This window comes from Rhodococcus sp. AC861 (assembly GCF_979256035.1).
In genome coordinates this window covers 109,922-133,348 of record NZ_CEEDMW010000008.1, presented here as the reverse complement: position 1 = coordinate 133,348, position 23,427 = coordinate 109,922, and the positions used below count along the sequence as shown (strand labels likewise).

General features: G+C 66.8%; 21 protein-coding genes and 1 pseudogene. 15 read left to right on the top strand and 7 right to left on the bottom strand.

All coding sequences use genetic code 11. From position 1 onward, the window contains the following. Positions 1-22 precede the first annotated feature (22 nt). Both trhO and AC0IX4_RS22055 read left to right on the top strand, forming a co-directional pair. Positions 23-871 (top strand): oxygen-dependent tRNA uridine(34) hydroxylase TrhO, encoded by an 849-nt coding sequence (gene trhO / locus AC0IX4_RS22060; RefSeq protein WP_471831149.1) that lies wholly within the window; start codon positions 23-25, stop codon positions 869-871. Beyond that, on the top strand, positions 868-1,758 hold the full coding sequence (locus AC0IX4_RS22055; RefSeq protein ID WP_471831148.1) for a pseudouridine synthase: 891 nt from the start codon (positions 868-870) through the stop codon (positions 1,756-1,758). Before trhO ends, AC0IX4_RS22055 begins: the two co-directional genes overlap by 4 nt. A gap of 18 nt (positions 1,759-1,776) precedes the next feature. Here the strand turns inward: AC0IX4_RS22055 and glsA are convergent, their stop codons facing one another. Both glsA and thiM read right to left on the bottom strand, forming a co-directional pair. Next, positions 1,777-2,970, bottom strand: a complete 1,194-nt coding sequence (gene glsA / locus AC0IX4_RS22050) for a glutaminase A (protein WP_471831147.1) — start codon at positions 2,968-2,970, stop codon at positions 1,777-1,779. Further along, positions 2,967-3,788, bottom strand: a complete 822-nt coding sequence (gene thiM / locus AC0IX4_RS22045; RefSeq protein ID WP_471831145.1) for a hydroxyethylthiazole kinase — start codon at positions 3,786-3,788, stop codon at positions 2,967-2,969. Before thiM ends, glsA begins: the two co-directional genes overlap by 4 nt. Before the next feature lie 257 nt (positions 3,789-4,045). On the opposite strand from thiM, the gene AC0IX4_RS22040 reads away from it, so the two are divergent. From AC0IX4_RS22040 to AC0IX4_RS22010, 7 genes and pseudogenes are all read left to right on the top strand, one after another. After that, positions 4,046-4,246 carry a cold-shock protein gene (locus AC0IX4_RS22040; protein ID WP_027504730.1) on the top strand — a complete coding sequence of 67 codons (201 nt, stop codon included), beginning with the start codon at positions 4,046-4,048 and terminating at the stop codon, positions 4,244-4,246. Between the two features lie 168 nt (positions 4,247-4,414). Further along, positions 4,415-5,494 carry a BMP family lipoprotein gene (locus AC0IX4_RS22035; RefSeq protein WP_471831143.1) on the top strand — a complete coding sequence of 360 codons (1,080 nt, stop codon included), beginning with the start codon at positions 4,415-4,417 and terminating at the stop codon, positions 5,492-5,494. A gap of 70 nt (positions 5,495-5,564) precedes the next feature. Continuing rightward, entirely contained in the window at positions 5,565-7,037 is a 1,473-nt protein-coding gene (locus AC0IX4_RS22030; RefSeq protein ID WP_471831141.1) for an ABC transporter ATP-binding protein, read from the top strand. Then, a complete protein-coding gene (locus AC0IX4_RS22025; RefSeq protein ID WP_471831140.1) occupies positions 7,034-8,230 on the top strand; it encodes an ABC transporter permease in 1,197 nt (398 codons plus the stop codon). The genes AC0IX4_RS22030 and AC0IX4_RS22025 overlap by 4 nt, the downstream gene beginning before the upstream one ends. Then, complete coding sequence (locus AC0IX4_RS22020) at positions 8,230-9,495, top strand: ABC transporter permease (protein ID WP_471831139.1); 1,266 nt, start codon at positions 8,230-8,232, stop codon at positions 9,493-9,495. Before AC0IX4_RS22025 ends, AC0IX4_RS22020 begins: the two co-directional genes overlap by 1 nt. 87 nt (positions 9,496-9,582) lie before the next feature. Beyond that, positions 9,583-10,230 carry an SDR family oxidoreductase gene (locus AC0IX4_RS22015; RefSeq protein ID WP_056073585.1) on the top strand — a complete coding sequence of 216 codons (648 nt, stop codon included), beginning with the start codon at positions 9,583-9,585 and terminating at the stop codon, positions 10,228-10,230. A gap of 30 nt (positions 10,231-10,260) precedes the next feature. Beyond that, a pseudogene (locus AC0IX4_RS22010) lies at positions 10,261-10,365 on the top strand (haloacid dehalogenase); the annotation flags it as partial. 354 nt (positions 10,366-10,719) lie between these two features. On the opposite strand, the gene AC0IX4_RS22005 reads toward AC0IX4_RS22010, so the two are convergent. Continuing rightward, positions 10,720-13,251: a hypothetical protein gene (locus tag AC0IX4_RS22005; RefSeq protein WP_471831137.1), complete on the bottom strand. Its 2,532-nt coding sequence runs from the start codon at positions 13,249-13,251 to the stop codon at positions 10,720-10,722. Between the two features lie 576 nt (positions 13,252-13,827). Between AC0IX4_RS22005 and AC0IX4_RS22000 the strand changes: the two genes are divergently transcribed. Next, positions 13,828-14,655, top strand: a complete 828-nt coding sequence (locus tag AC0IX4_RS22000; RefSeq protein ID WP_197074760.1) for an HAD family hydrolase — start codon at positions 13,828-13,830, stop codon at positions 14,653-14,655. A gap of 14 nt (positions 14,656-14,669) precedes the next feature. After that, the gene (locus tag AC0IX4_RS21995; RefSeq protein WP_471831135.1) at positions 14,670-15,398 is read left to right on the top strand and encodes a siderophore-interacting protein; all 729 of its coding nucleotides are present in this window, start codon (positions 14,670-14,672) and stop codon (positions 15,396-15,398) included. 6 nt (positions 15,399-15,404) lie between these two features. Here the strand turns inward: AC0IX4_RS21995 and AC0IX4_RS21990 are convergent, their stop codons facing one another. From AC0IX4_RS21990 to AC0IX4_RS21980, 3 genes are read right to left on the bottom strand one after another with little or no spacing between them, the layout of a single operon-like run. After that, on the bottom strand, positions 15,405-15,974 hold the full coding sequence (locus tag AC0IX4_RS21990; RefSeq protein ID WP_052493257.1) for a hypothetical protein: 570 nt from the start codon (positions 15,972-15,974) through the stop codon (positions 15,405-15,407). After that, the gene (locus tag AC0IX4_RS21985) at positions 15,971-16,795 is read right to left on the bottom strand and encodes an ESX secretion-associated protein EspG (protein ID WP_471831134.1); all 825 of its coding nucleotides are present in this window, start codon (positions 16,793-16,795) and stop codon (positions 15,971-15,973) included. Before AC0IX4_RS21985 ends, AC0IX4_RS21990 begins: the two co-directional genes overlap by 4 nt. Then, the gene (locus AC0IX4_RS21980) at positions 16,792-18,216 is read right to left on the bottom strand and encodes a hypothetical protein (RefSeq protein ID WP_471831132.1); all 1,425 of its coding nucleotides are present in this window, start codon (positions 18,214-18,216) and stop codon (positions 16,792-16,794) included. The genes AC0IX4_RS21985 and AC0IX4_RS21980 overlap by 4 nt, the downstream gene beginning before the upstream one ends. 141 nt (positions 18,217-18,357) lie before the next feature. Here AC0IX4_RS21980 and AC0IX4_RS21975 point away from each other — a divergent pair, with 141 nt between their 5' ends. Further along, entirely contained in the window at positions 18,358-19,569 is a 1,212-nt protein-coding gene (locus tag AC0IX4_RS21975; protein WP_471831130.1) for a metallophosphoesterase, read from the top strand. Here the strand turns inward: AC0IX4_RS21975 and AC0IX4_RS21970 are convergent. Next, entirely contained in the window at positions 19,541-20,842 is a 1,302-nt protein-coding gene (locus AC0IX4_RS21970) for a helix-turn-helix domain-containing protein (RefSeq protein WP_471831128.1), read from the bottom strand. The genes AC0IX4_RS21975 and AC0IX4_RS21970 overlap by 29 nt on opposite strands. A 155-nt stretch (positions 20,843-20,997) precedes the next feature. Here AC0IX4_RS21970 and AC0IX4_RS21965 point away from each other — a divergent pair, with 155 nt between their 5' ends. The 3 genes from AC0IX4_RS21965 to AC0IX4_RS21955 are packed head-to-tail and all read left to right on the top strand — an operon-like array spanning position 20,998 to position 23,426. Beyond that, the gene (locus AC0IX4_RS21965) at positions 20,998-21,795 is read left to right on the top strand and encodes an ABC transporter ATP-binding protein (protein ID WP_471831127.1); all 798 of its coding nucleotides are present in this window, start codon (positions 20,998-21,000) and stop codon (positions 21,793-21,795) included. Further along, a complete protein-coding gene (locus AC0IX4_RS21960; RefSeq protein WP_231568773.1) occupies positions 21,788-22,519 on the top strand; it encodes an ABC transporter ATP-binding protein in 732 nt (243 codons plus the stop codon). The genes AC0IX4_RS21965 and AC0IX4_RS21960 overlap by 8 nt, the downstream gene beginning before the upstream one ends. 28 nt (positions 22,520-22,547) lie before the next feature. Then, entirely contained in the window at positions 22,548-23,426 is an 879-nt protein-coding gene (locus tag AC0IX4_RS21955; protein ID WP_042576085.1) for a branched-chain amino acid ABC transporter permease, read from the top strand. Position 23,427: the final 1 nt, after the last annotated feature.

Below are 23,427 nucleotides of genomic sequence, written 5' to 3'. Positions count from 1 at the left end.
GGACGACGTAGACTGGACGATCGTGTCGACGCCCAAGATCGTGCTGTTCTACGTGTTCACCCCGTTGCCGGATCCCGACGCGATCCGGCTGTGGCAGCACTCCCTGGCGTCGGCGAACGGCCTGACCGGGCGCATCATCGTCGCTCCGCACGGCATCAACGTCACCGTCGGCGGGGACGTCCGCGCGGTGAAGAAGTACGTCCGCGGTACCAAGGAGTACGCGCCGTTCGCGGACGCGGACGTCAAGTGGTCGGACGGACGTGGTGACGACTTCCCGAAGTTGAGCGTGCGGGTCCGCCCCGAGATCGTGACGTTCGGAGCGCCCGACGAGATCGAGGTGACGCCGGACGGTGTCGTCGGGGGAGGCACGCACCTCGCCCCCGAAGACGTGCACGCGTTGGTCGCCGAGCGAGGCGACGACGTCGTCTTCTTCGACGGCCGCAATGCTTTCGAGGCGGCAGTGGGACGGTTCGACGGCGCCGTCGTCCCCGACGTGGAGAACACGAGGGAGTTCGTCGCCCAACTGGACTCCGGAGTCTTCGACCACCTCAAGTCGAAGCCGGTGGTCACGTACTGCACCGGTGGCGTCCGGTGTGAGGTGCTGTCCTCGCTGATGCGGTCGCGGGGCTTCGACGAGGTCTACCAGCTGGACGGGGGCATCGTGCGCTACGGCGAGAAGTACGGTGACGACGGCCTGTGGTCGGGCTCGCTGTACGTCTTCGACCAGCGCCAGACCGTCGAGTTCTCCGATCACGCGGCTGTCATCGGAACCTGTTCGCGCTGCGGCACTCCCACGTCGCGATACGTCGATCTGGACGACGGCCACGGGCGGGGGCTGGTGCTGATGTGTACCGGGTGCCACCCCGCATGACGGCTCTGCCGCTCCCGTTCCGCGACGGGTTGGCTCCCCTGCGCATCAGGCTGCCGCACGGCGACCACCCCGACACGACGGTCGAGTACCTCGGGTCCGAATACCCGGACGGCGCGTGGGCGTCCGCGATGGCGAGCGGCGAGGTGGTCGACGAGCGTGGTCGGCCCTACACCTGTGACACCCGTTATCGCGCAGGCGCATTCGTGTACTTCTACCGAGTCCCCGCCGCGGAGGTTCCCGTCCCGTTCGAACTCGACGTGCTCTACGAGGACGACGCGATCGTCGTCGTCGACAAGCCGCATTTCCTCGCCACGATCCCTCGAGGCCGACATGTCACCGAAACCGCCACGGTGCGGTTGCGCCGACGGTACGACGATCCGGAGATCACGCCGGCGCACCGCCTCGATCGCGCCACCGCAGGAGTGCTGTTGTTCACCAGAGCGTCCCGGTATCGACGCGCGTACCAGGATCTGTTCTCGACCGGCTCCTTGACCAAGGAGTACGAGGCCGTCGCGGGGTACGACGCCACTCTCGACTTCCCGCGCACGGTCCGGAGCCGCATCGTCAAGGAGCACGGCGTCATGACGGCGCACGAGGAACCCGGGGAGGCCAACAGCGAGACCGACGTCGAGATGATCGAGCAGTCCGGAGACCGTGCGCGCTACCGGCTGTTCCCCCGAACGGGCAAGACGCACCAGCTGCGACTGCATCTGGCCTCGCTCGGTATCCCGATCCAGGGCGACCCCTACTACCCGACGTTCACATCCGTGGCGCCCGACGACTTCTCGACACCCCTGCAGTTGCTCGCGCGCCGGTTGAGCTTCACCGATCCGCTCACCGGCGACCCCCGCACCTTCCGCTCACGGAGGAAACTTCGGCTCATCTGATTCCGGCCGGCCTTCTGGCTACATGAGCCCGTTGGGGTCGTCCACCTCGACGTCGTGGCCGTCGCTGCGCAGCCGTTCGATCAGCTCACCGAGCAGCCGCACCGCAGCTCCGTTGACCGCTCGGGCGGGCTCGAGCTCGAAGCCGATGCGTGTCGGGTCGTCCGGGAGGTCGGCCAGGACGCGGCTCATGATGTTCTCCGCGCCGGCGAACCGGATGTCGCCCTGCAGCTCGTACACCGTGCGGCCGTCCTCCTCACGGGCCCGGCGCACCGCGGAGTGACCGGACGGGGCGATGTCCATCATGTGCAGATCCATGTCCCGCGACAGTCGCTCGAACACCTCGACCCCGCGCACGCTGTTGCCACGGTCGTCGAGTCGTGGGGAGTGGACGGCGATGCCGAGCTGACCGGGCAGGACGCCGATGATCGCCCCTGACACACCGCTCTTCGCGGGAATGCCGACGTTCGCGATCCAGTCGCCCGTGCCGTCGTACATCCCGCACGTGGTCATGGTCGAGAGCACCTGTCGCACAACGGCGGACGTCGCCACCCGGTCGCCGCTCCCGGGATGGACACCGCCGTTCGCCATCGTCGCGGCGAGCATCGCGAGATCGGGTGTGGTGACGTCGATGCTGCACTGCCGGGCGTACCCGGTGACGACCTCGTGTGCATCGCACTCGAGAACCTTCACCGAGGCGAGCATGTGGGCTAGCGCCAGATTCCGGTCGCTCGACTCCATCTCGGCGTCGAACACGTCGTCGTCGATCGAGAGGTCGCGGCCGACGAATGCGGAGTGCAGCGCGAGGATCCGGTCGACGCGATGCTCGACGTCACGCCCCTCTACCAAGGAGTGTGCCGCGATGGCACCGGCATTGATGAGCGCGTTGCGTGGTCGGCCGGTGTCGCGTTCGAGCGAGATCTCGTTGAACGCGTCGCCCGACGGCTCGACGTCGATCTTGCGGTGCACGGCGTCGAGCCCACGGTCGGCCAGCGCGAGGGCGTAGGTGAGTGCCTTGGAAATGGATTGGATCGAGAAGGACGAGTCCACGTCGCCGGCGCAGTAGACCGTGCCCTCGACGGTGACGACGGCGACCGAGAACACGTCGGGGTCGGCCTCCGAGAGGATGCGGTTGCCCGTGAGGACCTCGCCGCCGTCCGAGTCCCGGCAGTCGCGCAGCACGGCCTCCAGGTAGTCGGTGATCGGTGACGTCACCGTGGCCGCCACTCGACGTGCGCGCGCCGGAGGATGTCGTCGGGCGTGACAGCGTGCAGTGCGTCCAGATAGGCGACCGCGAACGAGCCGGGCGCGGTGGCGGTCTCGGCCGCGATGTCGGCGGCGACCGTCGCGTGCGTGTGGGCCGCGATGGTCGCGACTCCGTGGTCGTCGACAGCGGCGCAGTACGCGGCGACGAGAGCTCCGAGCGAACACCCGGTTCCGGTCACCTTCGTCATCAGGACGCTGCCGCCCGTGATCGTCGCGACGCCGTCGGCAGTGATGACGTGGTCGATCTCGCCCGACGCCGACACCGCGGTGGCATGGGACAGGAGCCTGCGTGCCGACTCCACAGCGTCCGCCGGATCGTCCGAACTGTCGACGCCCCGGCCGCGGCTGTCACTGCCCTCGGCGGACAGACCGTCGAGCCCGATGATCTCCGAGGCGTTGCCGCGGACGGCCGCCGGTCGGTGCGTCAGCAGATCCCGAGCGAGCGCGCCGCGCCACGGCAACCCTCCGGCGGCGATGGGGTCGAGGACCCACGGAGTGCCGGCCGCGGATGCCGCCGACGCCGTGGCCAGATAGACCTCGCGGAGCTGAGGCTGCGGAGTTCCCAGGTTGATCAGGACTGCGTCGGCCACCCCGGCGAAGAGTGCGGCCTCGTCCTCGTTGTCCACCATGGCGGCGCTCGCGCCCGCCGCGAGAAGCACGTTGGCCGTGAAACCTGCTGTTACATAGTTGGTCACGGCATGCACGAGAGGTGCGCGATCGCGCATCGACGTGAGGGCATCGGCAACGAGACGGGCTGAATCGGTCATCGTCCGGGTATACCCGCCGAGTGCATCTCGTCACCGCACGCGGTACCGGTAGCGCGCTGTCCATGGTGTGTTGTAGCCTTATCCCAGCTGACAGGTCGTAGTTTTTGTGTGTTCGTGTTTCATGCACGCTCGCTGGGAACTTGTTGTTGCGAGCGTGCGCGTCGTCTGAGGAAACTCGGAATTCGTCACGTTCAGTGCCGGCCCGGGTTTCACACGGTGTGGAGCCCGCCATGTCAGCTGTAAAAGGGAGCAAAATCATGACTCAGGGCACCGTCAAGTGGTTCAACGCTGAAAAGGGCTTCGGCTTCATCGCTCAGGAAGATGGACCCGACGTGTTCGTCCACTTCTCCGAGATCCAGGGCACCGGCTTCAAGAGCCTCGAAGAGAACCAGCGCGTCGAGTTCGAGGTCACCTCGGGCGCCAAGGGTCCTCAGGCGAGCGGCGTTCGCGCGATCTGATTTCGGAGTAACCCACCGAAACTTCAACTAGGGCCGGACACCGACAGGTGTCCGGCCCTAGTGCTGTGTCCACAGCCGTGCCACGCGGGTTTTCGGGCAGACGCGCGGCGCTCGTTCGACGCTCGGGTTAATGTTCCTTCACAGCCACGAGCGAAACGGAGCACACCGGTGCCTAACACCTTCTCCCGAGCAACACTCTCCACCGTCGCAGTCGCGAGCGCATTCACCCTGGTCACAGCCTGTGGGTCGGCGCCCGAAGACAACGCGGACGGCGGCTCCGCATCGGGTGACTTCACCCCCTGCATGGTCTCCGACTCGGGCGGTTTCGACGACAAGTCGTTCAACCAGCTCAGCTACGAGGGACTGCAGACCGCGGCCGGCGACCTCGGTGTCGAGGCCAAGACGGTGCAGTCCAACTCACCGACCGACTACACGCCCAACCTGAACAACCTGGTGGACCAGGGATGTCAGCTGATCGTCACCGTCGGATTCGCGCTGGCCGATGCGACCAAGGCCGCTGCCGAGCAGAACACCGACATCGACTTCGCCATCGTCGACGACTCGTCGATCGAGCTCGACAACGTCAAGCCGCTCACCTACGACACCGCGCAGTCCGCGTTCCTGGCCGGCTATGCGTCCGCCAGCTTCAGCAAGACCGGCGTCGTCGGAACCTTCGGCGGATCGCAGTTCCCCACCGTCACCATCTTCATGGACGGCTTCGCGGACGGCGTGAAGTACTTCAACGAGCAGAAGAACAAGAACGTCCGCGTCATCGGCTGGGACGTCGACGCCCAGAACGGTTCCTTCACGGGCGGTTTCGAGGCCAACGAGGTCGCGAAGAACACCGCGCAGGGCCTCATCGACCAGAACGCGGACGTCGTATTCCCCGTCGGTGGACCGATCTACCAGTCGGCCGCACAGGCCATCCGTGACGCCAACCGGCCCATCGCACTCGTCGGTGCCGACGCCGACGTCTACGTGTCCGACCCGTCCGTCTCCGACCTGGTGCTGACCTCCGTCACCAAGGGACTGGCCACCAGTACCGAGCAAGCCGTCACGGCGGCTGCCGAGGGCAACTTCGACAACTCCCCGTACGTCGGGACGCTCGAGAACGAGGGAGTCGGTATCGCGCCGTTCCACGACTTCGAGTCGCAGGTCGACCCGGCGCTGCAGGGCGAGCTCGACACCATCAAGGCAGGAATCGTCGACGGGTCCATCACGGTCACGTCGCCGTCCTCGCCCAGCTGAGATGACATCAGCGCTCGAACGGAAGCCGAAGCTGGAGCTTCGGGGGATCACGAAACGCTTCGGATCCCTCGTGGCGAACGACCGCATCGATCTCACCGTCGAGGCAGGAGAGATCCACTGCCTCCTCGGTGAGAACGGTGCCGGTAAATCGACGTTGATGAATGTCCTCAGCGGCCTCTACCGGGCCGAAGAGGGCGACATCCTCATCGACGGGGACACGCGAACGTTCGCCGGTCCCGGCGAGGCGATGAGCGCCGGCATCGGCATGGTGCACCAGCACTTCATGCTCATCCCGGTGTTCACCGTCGCGGAGAACATCATCCTGGGCAACGAGAAGACCACGTTCGGTGGTCGTCTCGACATCGAGGCAGCCCGCACGCTGGTGCGAGAGGTATCGGCGCGCTTCGGGTTCGACGTCGATCCCGACGCCGTCGTCGGCGACCTTCCGGTCGGCGTGCAGCAACGCGTGGAGATCATCAAGGCGCTCTCGCGCGACGCGGACATCCTGGTGTTCGACGAGCCCACCGCGGTGCTCACGCCGCAGGAGACCGACGAGTTGATGACGATCATGCGTCAACTCGCGGACTCGGGCACCGCCATCGTGTTCATCACTCACAAGCTGCGTGAAGTGCGCGTCGTCGCGGACCGCATCACGGTCGTGCGTTTGGGCAAGGTGGTCGGTCAGGCCGAGCCCACAGCGTCCGACGGGGAGCTCGCATCCCTGATGGTCGGACGTGACGTCCAGCTACGGGTGTCCAAAGAGCCTGCGCAGCTGGGTGATCCGGCCCTCGTCGTCACCGGCCTCACGGTGCCCGGTCCCGCCGGACCCGTCGTCGACGACGTGTCGTTCGAGGTTCGAGCCGGGGAGATCCTGGCGATCGCGGGCGTGCAGGGCAACGGACAGACCGAGCTCGCCGAGGCGCTCCTCGGTCTGCACCCGGCGATGACGGGATCGATCACACTCGACGGTGCGTCGATCGTGGGGCGCGATGTCCGGGCAGTCCTCGACGCGGGCGTGGGTTTCGTGCCCGAGGACCGCACCGACGACGGGCTCGTCGCCGAGTTCAGCGTCGCCGAGAATCTGATGCTCGATCGCTCCCACGGTGCGCCGTTCTCCGCGCGCGGCAGCATCCTGCGGTCGTTCCTGCGCACGTTCGCGTCGGAGAAGGTGTCTGAGTTCGACATCCGCACCCCCGGCATCGACACTCCCGTCGGGCGGCTGTCCGGCGGAAACCAGCAGAAGGTGGTGCTGGCACGTGAACTCGGTCGCGACCTCCGACTGCTCATCGCGTCGCAACCCACGCGCGGAATCGACGTGGGATCCATCGAATTCGTCCACAAGCGCATCGTCGCGACGCGTGACGCCGGCACGCCGGTCATCGTGATCTCGTCCGAACTGGACGAGGTCTCGGCCCTGGCCGACCGCATCGCGGTGATGTACCGAGGCGCCATCGTCGGCATCGTGCCGGGTGACGCATCGCGAGAAGAGTTGGGACTGCTCATGGCAGGCGGAAGAACAGAACGCGCCGAGGGCGCTACGTGAGCACGACGGAAGCAACCGCGCCGTCACAGTCGGAATCGGTACTCCGCAAGATCGCCAGTGGCAGTGTGCTGCTGTCGTTCCTGTCGGTGCTCATGGCGTTCGTGGTCGGAGCGGTCCTCATCGCCGCCACCGACCCCGACGTGCGGGAGACGGCGGGCTACTTCTTCTCCCGTCCGACCGACATGCTGTCCGCGATCTGGGACTCGGTGTGGGGCGCCTACTCGTCGCTGTTCCAGGGCAGCGTCTACAACTTCCGACGTCCGCGCTTCGCCGACGGCATCCGTCCGCTGACCGAGACCTTGACGTTCGCGACCCCGCTGATCGCCGCCGGACTCGGCGTGGCGTTGGCCTTCCGCGTCGGCATGTTCAACATCGGCGGCCGCGGACAGATGCTGATCGCCGCGGCATGCGCCGGGTACGTCGGGTTCACCTTCGACCTTCCGCCCTACGTGCACCTGATCGCCGCGATCCTTGCGGGCGTCCTCGGCGGGGCGGTGTGGGGCGGTATCGCCGGTGTCTTGCGTGCGAGGACCGGTGCACACGAGGTCATCGTCACGATCATGCTCAACTACGTCGCGTTCTACCTGATCTCGTATCTGCTGAGGACGCCAGGAGCACTCCAGGCGCCGGGCTCGAACAACCCCAAGACCCCCGCGATGATGGACGACGCGACGCTGCCGTCGCTGTTCGGCTCGAAGTACTCGCTGCACTGGGGTTTCGTCGTCGTCATCGCAGTCACCGCCGCTGTCTGGTGGTTGCTCGAGCGGTCCAGCACAGGGTTCCGGTTCCGCGTCGTCGGTGAGAATGCGTCCGCTGCCCGTGTCGCCGGTATCAAGGTCGAGCGGGTCTACATCTACGCGATGGTGTTGTCCGGCGCTCTGGTCGGTCTGGCCGGAGTCACCCAGGTTCTCGGCACGGTCACGACCGGGTTCTCCGCGGACATCGACGCCGGCATCGGATTCGACGCCATCACCGTGGCACTCCTCGGTCGTTCACGTCCGTGGGGCGTGTTCGCGGCCGGCATCCTGTTCGGTGCGTTCAAGGCCGGCGGTTTCGCGATGCAGGCCGGCGAGGCGATTCCTGTCGACATCGTTCTGGTGGTGCAGTCCGTCATCGTGCTCTTCATCGCCGCGCCGCCGTTGGTGCGCGCGGTCTTCCGATTGCCCGAACCACGAGCGAAAGCGGTGAGCTGATGAGCTCCCTCGCCACCGCCCCTCCCGATGCCGGCGCTCGGTCGGGGTCGTCCTGGAAGCTGCCCGTCGTGTTCGGCGTGGTCTCCGTGGTCGCCCTCCTCGCCTTCGGCGTCCGGGGTGACAGCGGAACCAGCACGTTCTCCCTCGCCAGCGACAGCGACTTCGTCAGGCTGCCCGACGTCGGTCTCCCCGCTCGAGCAACATGCATCGCCCTGGTTGTGCTGCTGTTCGCGCTCACCGCGTTCAGTGCGGTCCGCACCCGCGCCGGTCGTCGTACCCCGATCGCCGTGACCGCCGTGTTCGCGGTGGCGTTCGTGCTCCTGTTCCTGACCTGGTCCGCGGTGGGGGAGACCATCCCCGTTCCGGGGCTCCTGCTGGGCACGGTGGCGCTGAGCACGCCGCTGATCTTCGGTGCCCTGGGCGGCGTCGTGTCCGAACGTGTCGGCATCATCAACATCGCCATCGAAGGACAGTTGTTGGGCGGAGCGTTCGTCAGTGCCGTCGTCGCCACGCTCACCGGGTCGCCGTATGCGGGCCTGGTGGCGGCGTTGGTGGCGGGAGCCCTCGTCGGCAGCGTCCTGGCGGTGTTCTCGATCCGCTACTTCGTCAACCAGGTCATCGTCGGTGTCGTGTTGAACGTGCTCGTCGTCGGCCTGACAAGCTTCCTGTACTCGAAGGTGCTGGTGCCGAGCGCCGCGACCCTGAACACGCCGCCGCGATTCACGCGCATCGAGATCCCGCTGCTGTCCCAGATTCCCATCGTGGGGCCGGTCCTGTTCCGTCAGACGGTCATCGAGTACGTCATGTACATCGCGGTTGCCGCGGTGTTCGTCGGACTGTTCCGCACCCGATGGGGACTACGGCTGCGCGCGGTCGGCGAGCACCCGCGCGCAGCGGATTCCGTCGGCATCGACGTCGCCCGCACCCGCTTCTGGAACGTCTGCCTCGCGGGCGCCATCGCGGGAATGGGCGGTGCGTACTTCACCCTCGGATCCGTCGGCGCCTTCGGCAAGGAGATGACGGCAGGTGCCGGCTACATCGCCCTGGCCGCGGTCATCTTCGGCCGATGGGATCCCGTACGGGCGACCCTGGCGGCGCTGCTCTTCGGTTTCGCATCCAATCTGCAGAACGTGTTGGGCATCATCGGCTCACCGGTACCCAGCGAGTTCATGCTGATGCTCCCGTACGTCGTGACCATTCTCGCGGTCGCGGGCCTCGTCGGAAAGGTCCGTGGACCCGCCGCTGCCGGGCGTCCGTATCCCTGAGATGTTTGTGCGGGTCGTGACCCCGGGAACCCCCCGGGCGGAGCAGGTCGTCCGACCGTCCACGTTTCACGAGAGGACCAACCAGTCATGTCACGTATCGCCGTCGTCGGTGGGCACGGAAAGATCGCCCTGAAGCTCGCCAAGATCCTGACCGACAACGGGCACGAGGTCACCTCGCTGATCCGCAACCCGGACCAGAGTGCCGACATCGAGAAGACGGGGGCCACTGCCGCCGTCGCCGACGTCGAGTCGCAGACGACGCCGGAGATCGCGGGAACCGTCACGGGCCACGACGCCGTGGTGTTCGCGGCGGGAGCGGGCGGTGGGGACACCGATCGCACCTATGCCGTCGACCGTGACGCTGCCATCCGCTGTGTCGACGCGGCCGTGTCCGCGGGGGTGCCGCGCTTCGTGCTGGTGTCGTACTTCGGAGCGGGACCCGATCACGGCGTCTCGCCGGACAACTCGTTCTACGCGTACGCCGAGGCAAAGGCCGAGGCCGATCAGCATCTGAAGAACAGCGACCTGGCATGGACCATCGTCGCGCCGTCGAGCCTCACCGACGACGCCGGTACCGGCTCCATCACCACCAAGGCGCAGGGTGCCACGGGCGATTCCGTCAGCCGCGACGACGTCGCCGCCGTGATCGCGGCCGTCCTCGACACCCCGTCGACCGCCGGCCGGATGATCGAATTCGACAAGGGCGACACCCCGATTGCCGACGCCCTGACCTGATTTCACCCGATCGGGTGGGAAGCTGAGCGGGTGACCGTTCGACTCTTCGCCACCGATCTGGACGGGACGCTGCTGCGGTCGGACCGCACCGGTTCCGCGCGCACCACCGACCCCATGACGACGGCGCGGGAAGCCAAATCGACGGGGGAGCGGCGCACCTTCGCCGGTCCCGGCGAGGCGATGAGCGCCGGTATCGGCATGTTGACAACACTTCATGCTGGTCCCAGGTTTCACCATCGCTGCCGACACCATTCTCCGGGAACGAAAGGACCCCTTCGGGCGGTCGCCTCCACCTCGACGCCACCCGCGCTCTCGTGCGAGAGGTGTCGGCGCGTTTCCGGTTCGACGTGAGTTCAGATGCGATCGTCGGGCATCCGAAAGTTTCGATTCGAAGCTGGTAGCTATGGCGCCGACGTTTCGTCGGCGCCATAGTCTTTTGTCAGAAATCGCGCAATCGGGCCGCGTCATCGGCCTGATGCGTCGGCCCACTCAGAGGCCGCACCTACGTGCGGCATCGTTTGCCTGATACATCGTCGTTCCGAAGTTCCGCGGACTCATGAAGTCGTACAGATTGATTCGGAGTTGATTCTGGCCGGTTCCGAACATCGTGTTGGCGGTGTTCGGTCTTATGAAGTCGTCGGTTTGGTTGTTTCCCCAGACCCCCGGATTCACGCGGGTGAAGAACATGTTCCATTTTACTGGGTCTGCACCGGCGAAACTCCACGTCGCTCGCATCTGAGCGTTCGCGGGCATGGATGACCACGGATGCCAATTGAGGTCGCGAGGGAACTCGTACTGAGTACAACTCAGACCGTTCACGTCACCGGGACCCACTGGTGGGGGAGTGCCGCGGATGAGCCATGGATACATTGCCGAGACCAGCGTGGTCGCGAACCAGGTGCGCAATCCCGTCGTCAGGTTGTTCAACAGTTGTGCGGGTTCGATCGGCGCGATCCAGTGCTCCTCGGCGATCTCCGCGTTAGCGGCTTCGAGTTTGCCGTAATCGGATGCCATGACCAATGCGACTGTGGTGAATGCATATGTCGCGGCGGAGAGAGAGTCTTCGACCTGCTGCGCGAGTTGACCGGATCGTACCTTGGTTTTGTTCGCCAGCGAGTTCGCGTTTGCATTCGCCTCGGCTTCGCCGCTGGCATAGGCGCCGAGTGCGAGGAGGGTTGCTATGGGCCCCCACACCGTTTTTATCTCAGGTGCTACCAACATCACGGTGTTCATGACGACGTTCGTCAGCTTCAAGCCGTCAGCGAAAGCGGTGCTTGCCGGCGGTGGTGACACATCGTTGACGATGTCGTTGCCGATCTTGGTTACGCCCAGTTTGACGTCGCCGCGAACAAGCCCCATCGCTTGCTGGACATTGGCGTAGTAGGTCTTGACTGCGACAAATGAGGTGACCTCCTTACGAAGTTGCGTGAGGGCTGCATCGAACTCCGCGGCGGTAAATGTGGCTCCCTCGGCGGGCATGGTGACCGTGCTGACAAGATCCTGCCTTATGGATGTCCAGGCGGCGTTGTAGTTTGTCCGGTACTTCTCCCGTACGTTGCAGGTGACGACGCTGGTTGTGCCACATCCGGGAACGTGAGCTCTCCAGCCGATGTAACTCTCCGCGGCGGAATCGATCGGTGGGAAGTTGGGGGCTCTGTCGGTTCCGCCTTCATAGGCGGGCTGGTACATGATCTCGCTTTGCCGTAGGTCGACGCCGCCGATAGGGCCCGATTGCAACGGCAGGTATGAGAAGTCGTGACTTCGCGCGATCAGCCCCATTGCCGGACCCGTCTTTCCAAGGATCGATCCGCGCTCGACGACCGTGCTGCCGGCGCCGACGCCGCCGACCAAGGTGTAGTCGCTCGTCCCGTCGAGACTGAGGAAGCTGAGCCTGGACCCGCCGAGTCGAACTAAGGCGTCGCTGCCGTCTTGCCAAGCTCCCGAGGGTCTGGGTCGGCCAAAACTCTGAATCATGACAAGGAGCGGTCGTCCGGCCGCGTCGACTTGGTTCGCAACCGCGACGAGTTCGGCGCTCAACTCGCGATCGCCCGCATCCGTGTCGGTGACAACGGTGGCGTCGAATGCGGGCGCGAGAGACTGGCTGTCGAAGCCGCGGATAACGAAGCCGTTCGGGCCACTTGCGGTGGACGGGTAGGTCGCGTCGCCGAGTCGCATGGTCACCGTCGACCCGTCGACGGCCGATTGCTGAGTCGAGAACGACACCGGCGCGGGCGGGGTGAAGTCGTAACGCTGACCAGCGGCACTCCACCGGAGAAGTCCGATAATGTCGGCTCCGGCACGGTCTCCCATATCGGTGCCGACGCGCGTGTACGCGGTACCCTCGGCCGCACCGGTCTTGCCGACGATCGAAAACGGGGATCCGGCCTCCAACCGACTGAGGTCATTGGCGGTCATCGGAGTCGATCCGAGAGTGCGGAAGAGTTCGCCGACACCGGAGTCTCGACTGGCGTTGGTGATACCGCGGTAGCCGCTGACGATCACGATTGTGTCAGCCCTGGTCCGGTAGGAGTTCGTGATGTTGATGAGGTCTCGCACACCTCCGGCGTTGTTGGGTCGCGTGCCGGACTCGAGACGCTGGCGGGTGGTGGCGTCCAGAACAGCGAGGAGCAAGTTCTCGCGATTGCTCGCGAATGGCATGCCCTCGGTACCGACGAAAATTGCGGCTCCAGGATTGTCGGAGAGTGTCTCGATTCGCACCCCGAGCACTGGCTCACCGGCGTTGGGGGACAACAATTGCAACCCGCCAGGGCCGGTGGACCCGGGTCCATTCGCGTTCGGGTTGGTGCCGGACGAACCTGAGTCGGATGAACCGCTGTCAGAGGACCCTGAGTCAGATGATCCGGTGCCTGGCAGGTCGATGATGAACGGAGATTCCGCACTTGCCGTCCCCGCGTTGCCGAGGGACGCGACAGTGATAGCTGCGACGAGTAACAACGTGCTGGTTCGAGCCCTGACGCGTTCGCTGCGGGTTGAGAACACTTCTGGCTCCTTTTCGGGCATGCAGGAATGGCGAATGCCAATTCCCCGCTCCGAACCCTACGGAGGGGAGTGCAAATATTTTGCAAAGCAAACGCTTCGGTGCATTGTTTGTCGGGCACCTGCGGAAGGAACCCCCTCCGTACGCTCGTACGGCCGCGCACGCCCACGGAAGGGACACCCGTAACTCATGTCCCGTCAGGCCGTCGTCGGTGGCCACGGAAAGATCGCCGTGAAGCTCGCCAAGATCCTGACCGACAACGGGCACGAGGTCACGTCGCTGATCCGGAACACGGACCCGAGTGCCGACATCGAGAAGGCCGGGGGCTACTGCTGCCGCCGTCGCCGACGTCGAGTCGCAGAGACGCCGGAGACCGCGGGAACCGTCACGTGCCGTGTCGCCGGGGTGCCGCGTTTCGTGCCGGTGTCGCACTTCGGTGCGGGATCAGTTCACGGTGTCCCCCGGACGACTCGTTCTACGCGTACCCGGAGGCGAAGGCCGACGCGCACCAGCATCCGAAGAACAGCGACCTCACCGACGACACCCCGATTGCCGACGCCCTGACCTGATTTCACCCGATCGGGTGGGAAGCTGAGCGGGTGACCGTTCGACTCTTCGCCACCGATCTGGACGGGACGCTGCTGCGGTCGGACCGCACCATCTCGCCGCGCACTGCTCGCGCTATGGCCGATGCCGCGGCGGCGGGAATCGACGTGGTCTGGGCGACAGCGCGTGCCCGTCATTCGGTCCACGAGTTCGCGACGCAGAGCGGTTTCCGCGGGATTGCGTTGTGCGCCAACGGTGCTGTCGTGATCGACCTCGCCGACGGCACTCCCGTGGTCACGCGCACCGTCGGCATCGACATCGATACCGGCGGTGCCGCGATCGCGCGTCTCCGATCGTTGATTCCCGGAATCGTCTTCGCCGCGGTCGGACCGACTACATTCGCGGCGGAGGCGGGCTACGCAGCCCTGTCCGTGTTCTCCGACCACCATCGCGATCCCGACACCATGGATCTGGCGGGCGAATTCCCGTGGCTCGACGAGACGATGGTCAAGATCGTGGGTCGGCATCCCACGGTGCCCAGCGTGGAGCTCTACCGGACCGTGATCGCGGCGGGCCTCGACGGTGTCGAGGTGACGCATTCGGGCGCCCCCTACATCGAGATCGCGGCGCGCGGAGTCTCCAAGGCCACGGCCCTCGCGCAGCTGTGCGAAGAACGCGGTATCGCGCGACGCGACACCGCGGGGGCGGGGGATGCTCGCAACGATCTGGAGATGCTGGCCTGGGTCGGCACCCCGATCTGCCCGGCCAACGCGATTCCCGAAGTGCGTGCGTTGGTGGGACTGGTGGTGGACAGCAACGACGAGGACGGCGTGGCGTCGTTCCTCGAAGGAGTGACGCGGAGCCGCACCGAGCAGAGTTAGGCTACCCTCAGTCCATGACCGAGCAGACGAAGGGCTGGCAGGGCACCGTCCTGACCTTGATGGGCGGTTCGAACGTCCTGCTGACGGTGACGGGGACGCACGACGTGACGCCGCACTATCGCCGCCTCACACTCGATGCAGGCGGACTGTTCACCCGCAAGTCCGTGCACCCGACGATGTGGCTTCGGCTGTGGTTCCCGACGGGCGAACCCGACGCGTCGCTACATCACCGGGCGTACACGGTGGTGAACCCCGACCCTGCGAACGACACGTTCGACCTCGAGTTCGCACTGCACGAGGGCCCCGCTGCACGGTGGGCCAGGGACGCGGACATCGGCGACACGGTGGAGGCGACGTTCCAGGGGTCGAAGTTCTCGGTTCCCGATCCGTTGCCGGCCGGCTACCTTGTGGCCGGCGACAGCGCGTCACTGCCGGCGATCAATTCGCTGCTCAGCGCACTTCCTGATGACCTACCGGTCACCGTGTGGTTGGAGACCGTGCACGCCGACGACGATCGACTCCCCATCTCCGCGACCCCCGCGACCACGGTGCATCGGGTACCGCGCAGTGGGCACGGAACATCGATGATCGACGCGGTGACCGCCGGCGTTCGCGACGCCTCCGATCACGCGGCGTGGATCGCCTGCGACACGGTGACCACCCGCGCGATCGCGGCGGTCTTGAAGAATCGGTATCGGATCTCGCGGAAGTCGATCAAGGCTCAGGGCTACTGGATTCCTTGACTGCGGTCAGCGCCGCCCGTGATAGGTCTTGGCGGCTGTCGTGGACAACAACGCGACGATGACGAAGCCCATCAGACCGTTGACGATCGCCGAACCGAAGGCGGCCGTGATCGCTCCGGCAGCGAGGAACGGCAGCACGATGATCGCGACGACCACCAACCCGGCGATCCAGCTGAAGAACGTGCTGGGGGAGGGAACCGCCTGGAAGAGCAGCAGCATGAACGCGCCCGCCAGGACGGCGGCGAGTGCGCCGTAGACCCCGGCGATCCAGGGATCGGTGAGGCCGTACATCCAGAACACGCTGGTGCCGGTCCGGTTGTAGACGGCCTGGACGATGGCGGTGGCCACCCACCCGGCGATGAACGTCGTGATCGCTGTCGCGACGACGCCACCGACGAACGGGCCGACGTCGAACTTCAGACCGGCCGACGACGGACCCTGCTTCTGCGGTGCGTACGGCTGCCCGCCCGGAGCGCCGTACGCATCCTGCCGACCGTAGGCGCGGGTGCGGTCGTCGTAGCCGCCGTTGGGGTCGTAACCGTAGTTCTCGGAGTCGCGCGGATAGCGATCGCTCATCTGACCGGTCCTCTCGATCGGCCGTACCCGTCGACGGGTGCGGCGTCCAGTTGCCCAACCCTAGCTGCGGGGAGCGCCTCACCGTGCGGGTCCCCGTCGACCGCGCGCCGCATCGCATCGTCGAGGGCCGAGGTGATCGCGTGGAGGTCGGCGGGTCGAACGCTCACCTGGTCACCCGATATCAGGAGGTAGCGTCCGTCACCCGAGACGTCGATCCACCGGAACCCGTCGCGGGCGGCCAGGGGGCCGTCGACGGCCGAGGCGTAGCCGACGACGACTTCGCCGAGACCCGCTCGTGGCGCGTCCAGTACGGCCATCACCCGTTGGATGTCGTTGTCACCGGTCGAGCCGTGCAGGTAGGAGGTAGGTGCACCGACGAGGTCGGCCCGCGCCGCGGTCGACGACGCGATCCTGCCCGCCGCCCCACGAGGGAGCACCGACACGAGAGTGGGAACGAGTGCCGACCTCGAGACGGCGAGAACATGGACGTCGCCACCTCGGTCCGCGCTGGGGCCGGGATCCTGCGCCAGCACCACGCCGTACTCTCCGGCGACGGCGGCCCGCAGTCTGACCGGCCGATCCGACTCACCCGTCCCACAGGCGGTGATCTGTTGTTCGTCGCTGGAGAGCAGGGACAGCGCTGACAGCAGCGCTGCGTCGTCCGCCTGGCGTCGCGCCTCCGATCGACGCGCGAGCAGCGTCTCCGCGGTGCGAGCATCGGTAGTCCACGTGAACGGAAACGGAACTCGATCACGTCCTACCCGTTCCATCGCGACGGCGAAGGCCAGCGAGGTGAGGTGCCAGGTGTGCGCGCCGGTCACCCGATCACCGGCGGCGCCACCAGCGGGAGTTCTCCCACCAGGTCGTCCCCGTTGTCGGCCGTGACCAGATAGCCCGCGGTGCGATGTTCCGAGTCCTGATCTCCGCCCGCTCGGGATCCCGGCATCATTCCTCCGGGTCCGTACCCGGCGGCGCGGCCGCCGCCGGTTCCGCCACCCGAGGCGCTCTGCAGGATGCGGGAGTCCGACCCCGTCCCGCCGAACGCCGACGGACGTCCGGACGGCCGCGACAGCGGAGCCGCCGACGACCCGGAGCGTCCCCCGGTCTGCCCTCGACCGGCAGAGCCGACCGCCCTGCCCGCTCCGGCCGCGGACGTCGGGGCGGCGACGACACCGGAGCTCCCCGGTCCGGTACCGGGAGCGCCCGCACCGGGCGAGGACCCCGGCCCCGGCGCGGGCGGCGTCGACTGCGCCGCGGTGGTCGGACCGTCGGTCGACGCCGCGGTGGTGTCCGCGGGAACGGCGTCCGCGGCATCGGACGGCACGTCACCGGGGGAGGCGGTCGCCCGTACCGAGTCCGGTCCTGCGAAAGCCGCCGGGGACCCGGACGACGCGGACGGTGACCCGGCAGCGAACGCGGCCGAACCGCTGCCGCCCGGGCCGCCGATCGACGACGACGCGGTTCCGCTCGCAGGGTCGGTGGGCGGCGGGAGTACCGGAACGCCGTGGTCCGCGCGGACGACGGTGGGAACGTACGTCCCGTTCATGACCGCGACGGCCTGAGCTCGGCGTTCCTCTTCCTCCGCCATCATGGCGTGAATCGACCCGGCGGCGCCGACAGGCCCTAGAAGCGCCGTGGACACCGCCGTGCGAGCCCAGTCGGAGACCGTGAACGATTGCGGCGCAGGCATGGTCGCCCGGGTCAGTGCGAACCCGTCGCGTGACTGTTCGAGCTTCCCCGCGACGATGTCCATCAGGTCCAGCGTGCGCAACGACTCGGTGCGGTACCCGGTCACCGAGGCGAGTGCCGTGTCCGCTGCCGCGCCCTGCCAGTCGGTGCCCAGCACTGCTCCGAGGTCGTTCCAGAGCGCCCACACCGCATTGGTCATCCGAGCATGCGCCTCGCGCCACATGACGGCCGCGGAATCGAGCAGCTCCGGAGTGAGCTCGGTGCTGTAGGCGAACATCTCCGGGTGCGACATTCCGTCGAACGCCTCGGGCACCACGACACTGTCCGCACTCGCCGTCTCTCCGGTCCGAGCTCTGTCGACGTCCTCCCTCGACGTCCGTGCGTCCGTTTCACGGTCGTACTCGTCGGTGAGCTGATCGACGCGGTCGGCGGTGTCACTGTCCTCGCCGGTCGCGAAGTCGAGCGCTTCCGATGCCGCGCCGGACACGGCCTCGCCGATACCGTGCAGTGCGTGTTGTGACGACCCGACGACGGTCGCGATGTCGAACCCCATGGTGCAGCCCCTCCCCGAGCGCGGTGTCGCATTCCCCCGTGACCTTCGACGCAACAGCCGCCCGATCGGTTCCGCGTACCCTGGGCGCGTCGTCGTGACGGGCTCCGTCGACGTCGCCACCCGATGACGAAGGGCTGATACATGTCGGACGAGATCAGGCCCGACGAGGCGCGGCGTCACGGCACGCCGCCTCCCGCTACGGAGGCCGAGTCGGGCGGCCCGCCGCTCGCGCGGCTCGCGATAGTGGGGCTCGTCGTCCTGCTCCTCTTCGGCGTGCCGCTGTGGACCGTCGTGTTCTCGGGCGCGCAGTGGCCGGCGATCGCACGGATCGTGGGTTCCCTGGCCGTCGTCGGCGCGGCCGCAGGCCTGATCGTCGGCATGACGAAGGGCCACGGACGCGCGCATTCCGACGGCTGGGCACGCATCGGAGACACCCTTCTCGGGCTGGTGTGGATCGCGTTCGTCTGGTCCGTGCTGGGCCAGGTCCTCGGTCTCGTCCTGCTTCTCGTCGGTGTCGACGATCCGGTGAGGTCGCGGATCGTCGCCGGTGCGGTTGTCGTCGTGGTGGTCGCTCTCGCCGGATGGGGTCGACGGGAAGCGATGCGTCTGCCGCGGGTCAAGAACGTCACCGTCACCCTCGATCGGCTCGGTCAGGGGTTGGACGGCATACGCATCGTCCTCATCACCGACACCCATTACGGTCCGATCGAGCGGTCGGGGTGGTCCGCCGACGTGGTGGCCGAGGTCAATCGTCAGGACGCGGACATCGTGTGCCATCTCGGTGACCTGGCCGACGGGTCCGTGGAGCGTCGACGCGGTCAGGTGGCTCCGCTGGAACGGGTGTCGGCGAAATCGGCTCGGGTCTACGTGACAGGCAATCACGAGTACTTCGGCGAGGCGCAGGAGTGGTTGGACCACATGACGTCGCTGGGATGGGACTCGTTGCACAACAGGCACATCACAGTCATGCGGGGTGGTGACCGGCTGGTGATCGCCGGTGTCGACGACCGGACGGCGCGAGGATCCGGGGAGGCCGGCCACGGTGCCGATCTCACCGCGGCGCTCGACGGGGCGGACCCGGCGTTGCCGATCTTCCTTCTCGCGCATCAGCCCAAGCAGATCGACGCGGCGGTCGCGGCGGGCGCCGATCTCCAGGTGTCCGGACACACGCACGGCGGTCAGATCTGGCCGTTCGGTGCGCTGGTCCGGCTCGATCAACCCGTCGTCAGCGGACTCAGTCGGCACGGAACCAGGACCCAGCTCTACACCAGCCGCGGCACCGGCTTCTGGGGCCCGCCGTTCCGCGTCTTCGCGCCCAGCGAGATCACGGTGCTGACGCTGAAGTCCGGGTAGCTCGGCCGACCTGGTCGACGGCGTTGTCCCAGTGCCCGGATCGGACCAGGGCGAGGGTGAGGAGCAACCTGTCGTCCGGTGAGGTGATCGTGCGGCCCGTCAGTTCCTCGAGCTGACGGATGCGATAGATCACCGTATTGCGATGGCAGTACAGCAGTTTCGCGGCGTTGGTGGGCGATCCGTCCGTCGCCAGCACGAAGGCCAGGGTGCGCAGGAGCGTGTCGCGCTGGACTGCCGGGTGCGTCGCCAGCGCTCCCAGCGCGTGCGAGACGACCAGGTCCGATGTCTCGGCGTCGGCCGACATGACGATGCGGGGCAACCGATCCGTCGCCACCGCTGCAGGCTTGTCCGACGCTCCGATCGTGTCGGCGGTGCGCGCGGCCGCACGGTACGCCGCCGCGAACGTCACCAACCCGTCCGGGGACGATGCGATACCGACGGGACCGGTCGCGCGCGCCGCGAGCGCGTCGGCCACCGAGGACAGGTCGGAGCGGAGCGGACACACGATGCCGAACTGCACTCCGTCCCGGATGTGCCAGTGGGACAACGACGACACACCGTCCACGGCATCCTCCGGTGATGCCAACGGTGGGTCGCCCAGGTCCGACAGCGGTCCCACGACGCAGGCGACCCGATGCTGGGCGCTCAGGCCGAGAGTGACGCGTGCGTCGGCGACGAATGCCGGATCGCTTCCGCGCCCGTCTCGCAGACCGTCCAGTGCTGCCAGGACTTTCGTGAAGTCGCGCTGTTGCATCCGTATCGTCTCGCGGCGATACGCGTCGACCAGGATGGTGTTCTGGGTGTCCAGCGCGAACCACAGCCGTTGCCCCGCAACCAGAAGCAGGCGCGGATCGAGCAGGTCGGGACGTGCTGTCTGCGCGTTGACCAGCTCCTCCCAGAGCGTCCGACTGCCCAGGGTGTAGGCCTTGAGGACCAGTTCCATCGGGATTCCCTGCCGAGCACGTTCTCGACCGGTACGCCGCCACACGACGGTGTTGTCCTCGGTCGCGTTCTGGGTGCCGCTGAGCTTGCGCAGGCCGAGCCTGATGTGTTCTCGCGTGCTGCGGCGAACCACGGCGGTGATGTCGGACGGCCCGGCATCGAGATAGTCCGGGTCCTGTTCGAACAAGGCCAGCGTGATCGAGTCGGCGATGGCATCGGAGTCGGGAATCAGGACCGCCCACGCCCGCTGGATGGCGGCCCGATCGGCAGCGGACAGGTGGCCGCGGACAGCGCCGGTCCCCGTCCGAAGTCCGCGTCCCGGAACACCCACGGAGGAAGTTTTGCGCACAGCGCCCGGATGAGGCGGTGCTTTGCCCGATATTGGTGCCGCCGAGCCCATCACTTTTGTGCGCTCGGACCATATCGCCGACTGTGCGCAGCGTCCATAGTGAGGTCCACGAACATGTGAGGTGGACCACTTTGTCGATGACCGGCACGAATTTCGAGACGGGTACGGACACCGTCTTCGCCCTGTCCTCCGTCACCGTCACCTTCGGCGGGATCGTCGCGCTCTCCGATGTGAGCCTCGACGTCCGACCCGGGGAAGTCGTCGGGGTGATCGGTCCGAACGGTGCCGGGAAGACGACGCTGTTCAACGTCGCGTGCGGGTTGGTCGTTCCGCGGTCCGGATCGGTGACGCGCGACGGCGCCCCGGTGGCGCGGCTCCGACCGAGAGACCTGCCGTCGCTGGGCATGAGCCGGACGTTGCAGGGGCTCGGCCTCTTCGACCGCATGTCGGTACTCGAGAACGTGATGGTCGGTGCCGATCACCTGGCGACGACGGGGGTCGTGTCCGGGCTGCTGGGACTTCGCCGCAGTGGAACCGACACCGCCGCAATCCGTGACCGTGCGCTGGCGACGCTGTCCGACCTGCGTATCGACGAGTACGCGCACCGGTTTCCGCCCAGCCTGCCGTACGCGGTGCGTAAACGTGTCGCACTCGCCAGGGCGCTCGTGGCGGAGCCGACGTTGCTCCTTCTCGACGAGCCGGCCTCGGGACTGTCGAACACGGAGATGGACGAGTTGGGCGAGCTGATCCGGGCGCTCACCTCCCGGATGTCGATCCTGCTGGTCGAACATCACATGGATCTGGTCATGAGTGTGTGTGATCGGTTGGTGGTGTTGGACTTCGGCAAAGTCATCTCTCGGGGCACACCCGATGTCGTTCGTGCGGATCCGGCTGTTCTCGCCGCATATCTCGGGGACGAGGTGGACCGTGGGTGATATCGGTACTGCCGAGGACGCGCTGACGATATCGGGATTGACGGTGCGGTACGGCGCGGTCACAGCTCTCGACGACGTGTCGATGACGATTCCGGCGGGCGCTGTCACGGCGGTCCTGGGTGCCAACGGGGCGGGCAAGACGACGCTGCTCCGTACGGTGTCCGGGCTCTGCGCTCCCGTGTCCGGGCGTATCACGATGGGACGCACGGAGCTGGTGGGCGCGAATCCGGAGACGCTGTCGCGCCGCGGGCTCTCGCAGGTGCCCGAGGGCCGTGGGGTCATCGTGGAGCTGACAGTCGAGGAGAATCTCCGGCTCGGTGCGCTGGGCCGCAACACCTCTCGTGACCCGGTGACCATCGACCGCATCTTCGAGATGTTTCCTCCGTTGGCCGAACGGAGGAAGGCGACGGCCCACACGCTCTCCGGCGGTGAACGGCAGATGCTGGTGATCGGTCGTGCTCTGATGGCGACCCCGTCGATCCTTCTGCTGGACGAGCCGTCGCTCGGCCTCGCACCCCGTGTGGTCGCGCAGATCTTCCAGCGGCTGCGCGATTCCGTCGACGCGGACGGACTCACCGTCGTTCTCGTCGAGCAGAACGCCCGCAGTGCCCTGTCCATCGCCGAACACGCCGTGATTCTGTCCCTCGGCACGGTCGCACGCGAAGGTCCCGCCGCGGATCTCGTCGGTGACGACGAACTCCGCCACGCCTACCTGGGTTTCTGACAACCCTCCGAGCTCCGAAGGGACGAGAGTGCAACAACTGCTCACCATCGTCATCAACGGTGTGACCACCGGAATGGTCTACGCCGCATTTGCTCTCGCGCTGGTCCTGATCTGGCGCTCCACCCGGATCGTCAACTTCGCGCAGGCGCCGATGGCCATGATCACCACGTACGTCGCGCTCGTCGTCGTCGATGCCGGGTACTCGTACTGGATCGGCTTCGCGGCTGCCCTGCTGTCGGGCCTGATCCTCGGAGCCCTTATCGAGCGCCTGATCATCCGGTACGTCGACAGCGCGTCCCACATCAATCCCGTCATTCTCACTCTCGGGTTGTTCATCGTCATCCATGCCGTTGCCGCCCTGGTGTTCGGTAACCAGTTCCGTTCCTTCCCTGCGCCGTTCGGGCTGGACGGGCGACGGATCGGCTCCGTGGACATCGCCCTGACGGGAAACGACGTCTACAAGGTGGTGGCCGTGCTCGTCGTCCTGGCAGCACTCGTGGCTCTGTTCCGGTTCACCGACCTCGGCCTGACCATGCGCGCCAGTGCGTTCAGCCAGGAAGTGTCACGGTTGCTCGGCGTCCGCGTCGGCCGCATGCTCACCCTGGGGTGGGCATTGGCGGCGGTCGTCGGCTCGGTCGCCGGACTTCTCATCGCCGGTGGGTCGCTGGTTCATCCCGGTTACATGGATTCCGTCGTCGTGTTCGGTTTCGTCGCAGCGGTTCTCGGGGGTCTCGACAGTCCGGTAGGAGCCATCGTCGGAGGACTGCTGATGGGTATCGGGCTCAGTGCGGTGAGCGGTTACATCGGCCAGGACCTGGTGTCATTCGCCGCACTCGTCATCCTGATCGCGGTTCTGCTCCTGCGACCCAACGGTCTCTTCGCCGCAGCGTCCGCGAGGCGGGTCTGAC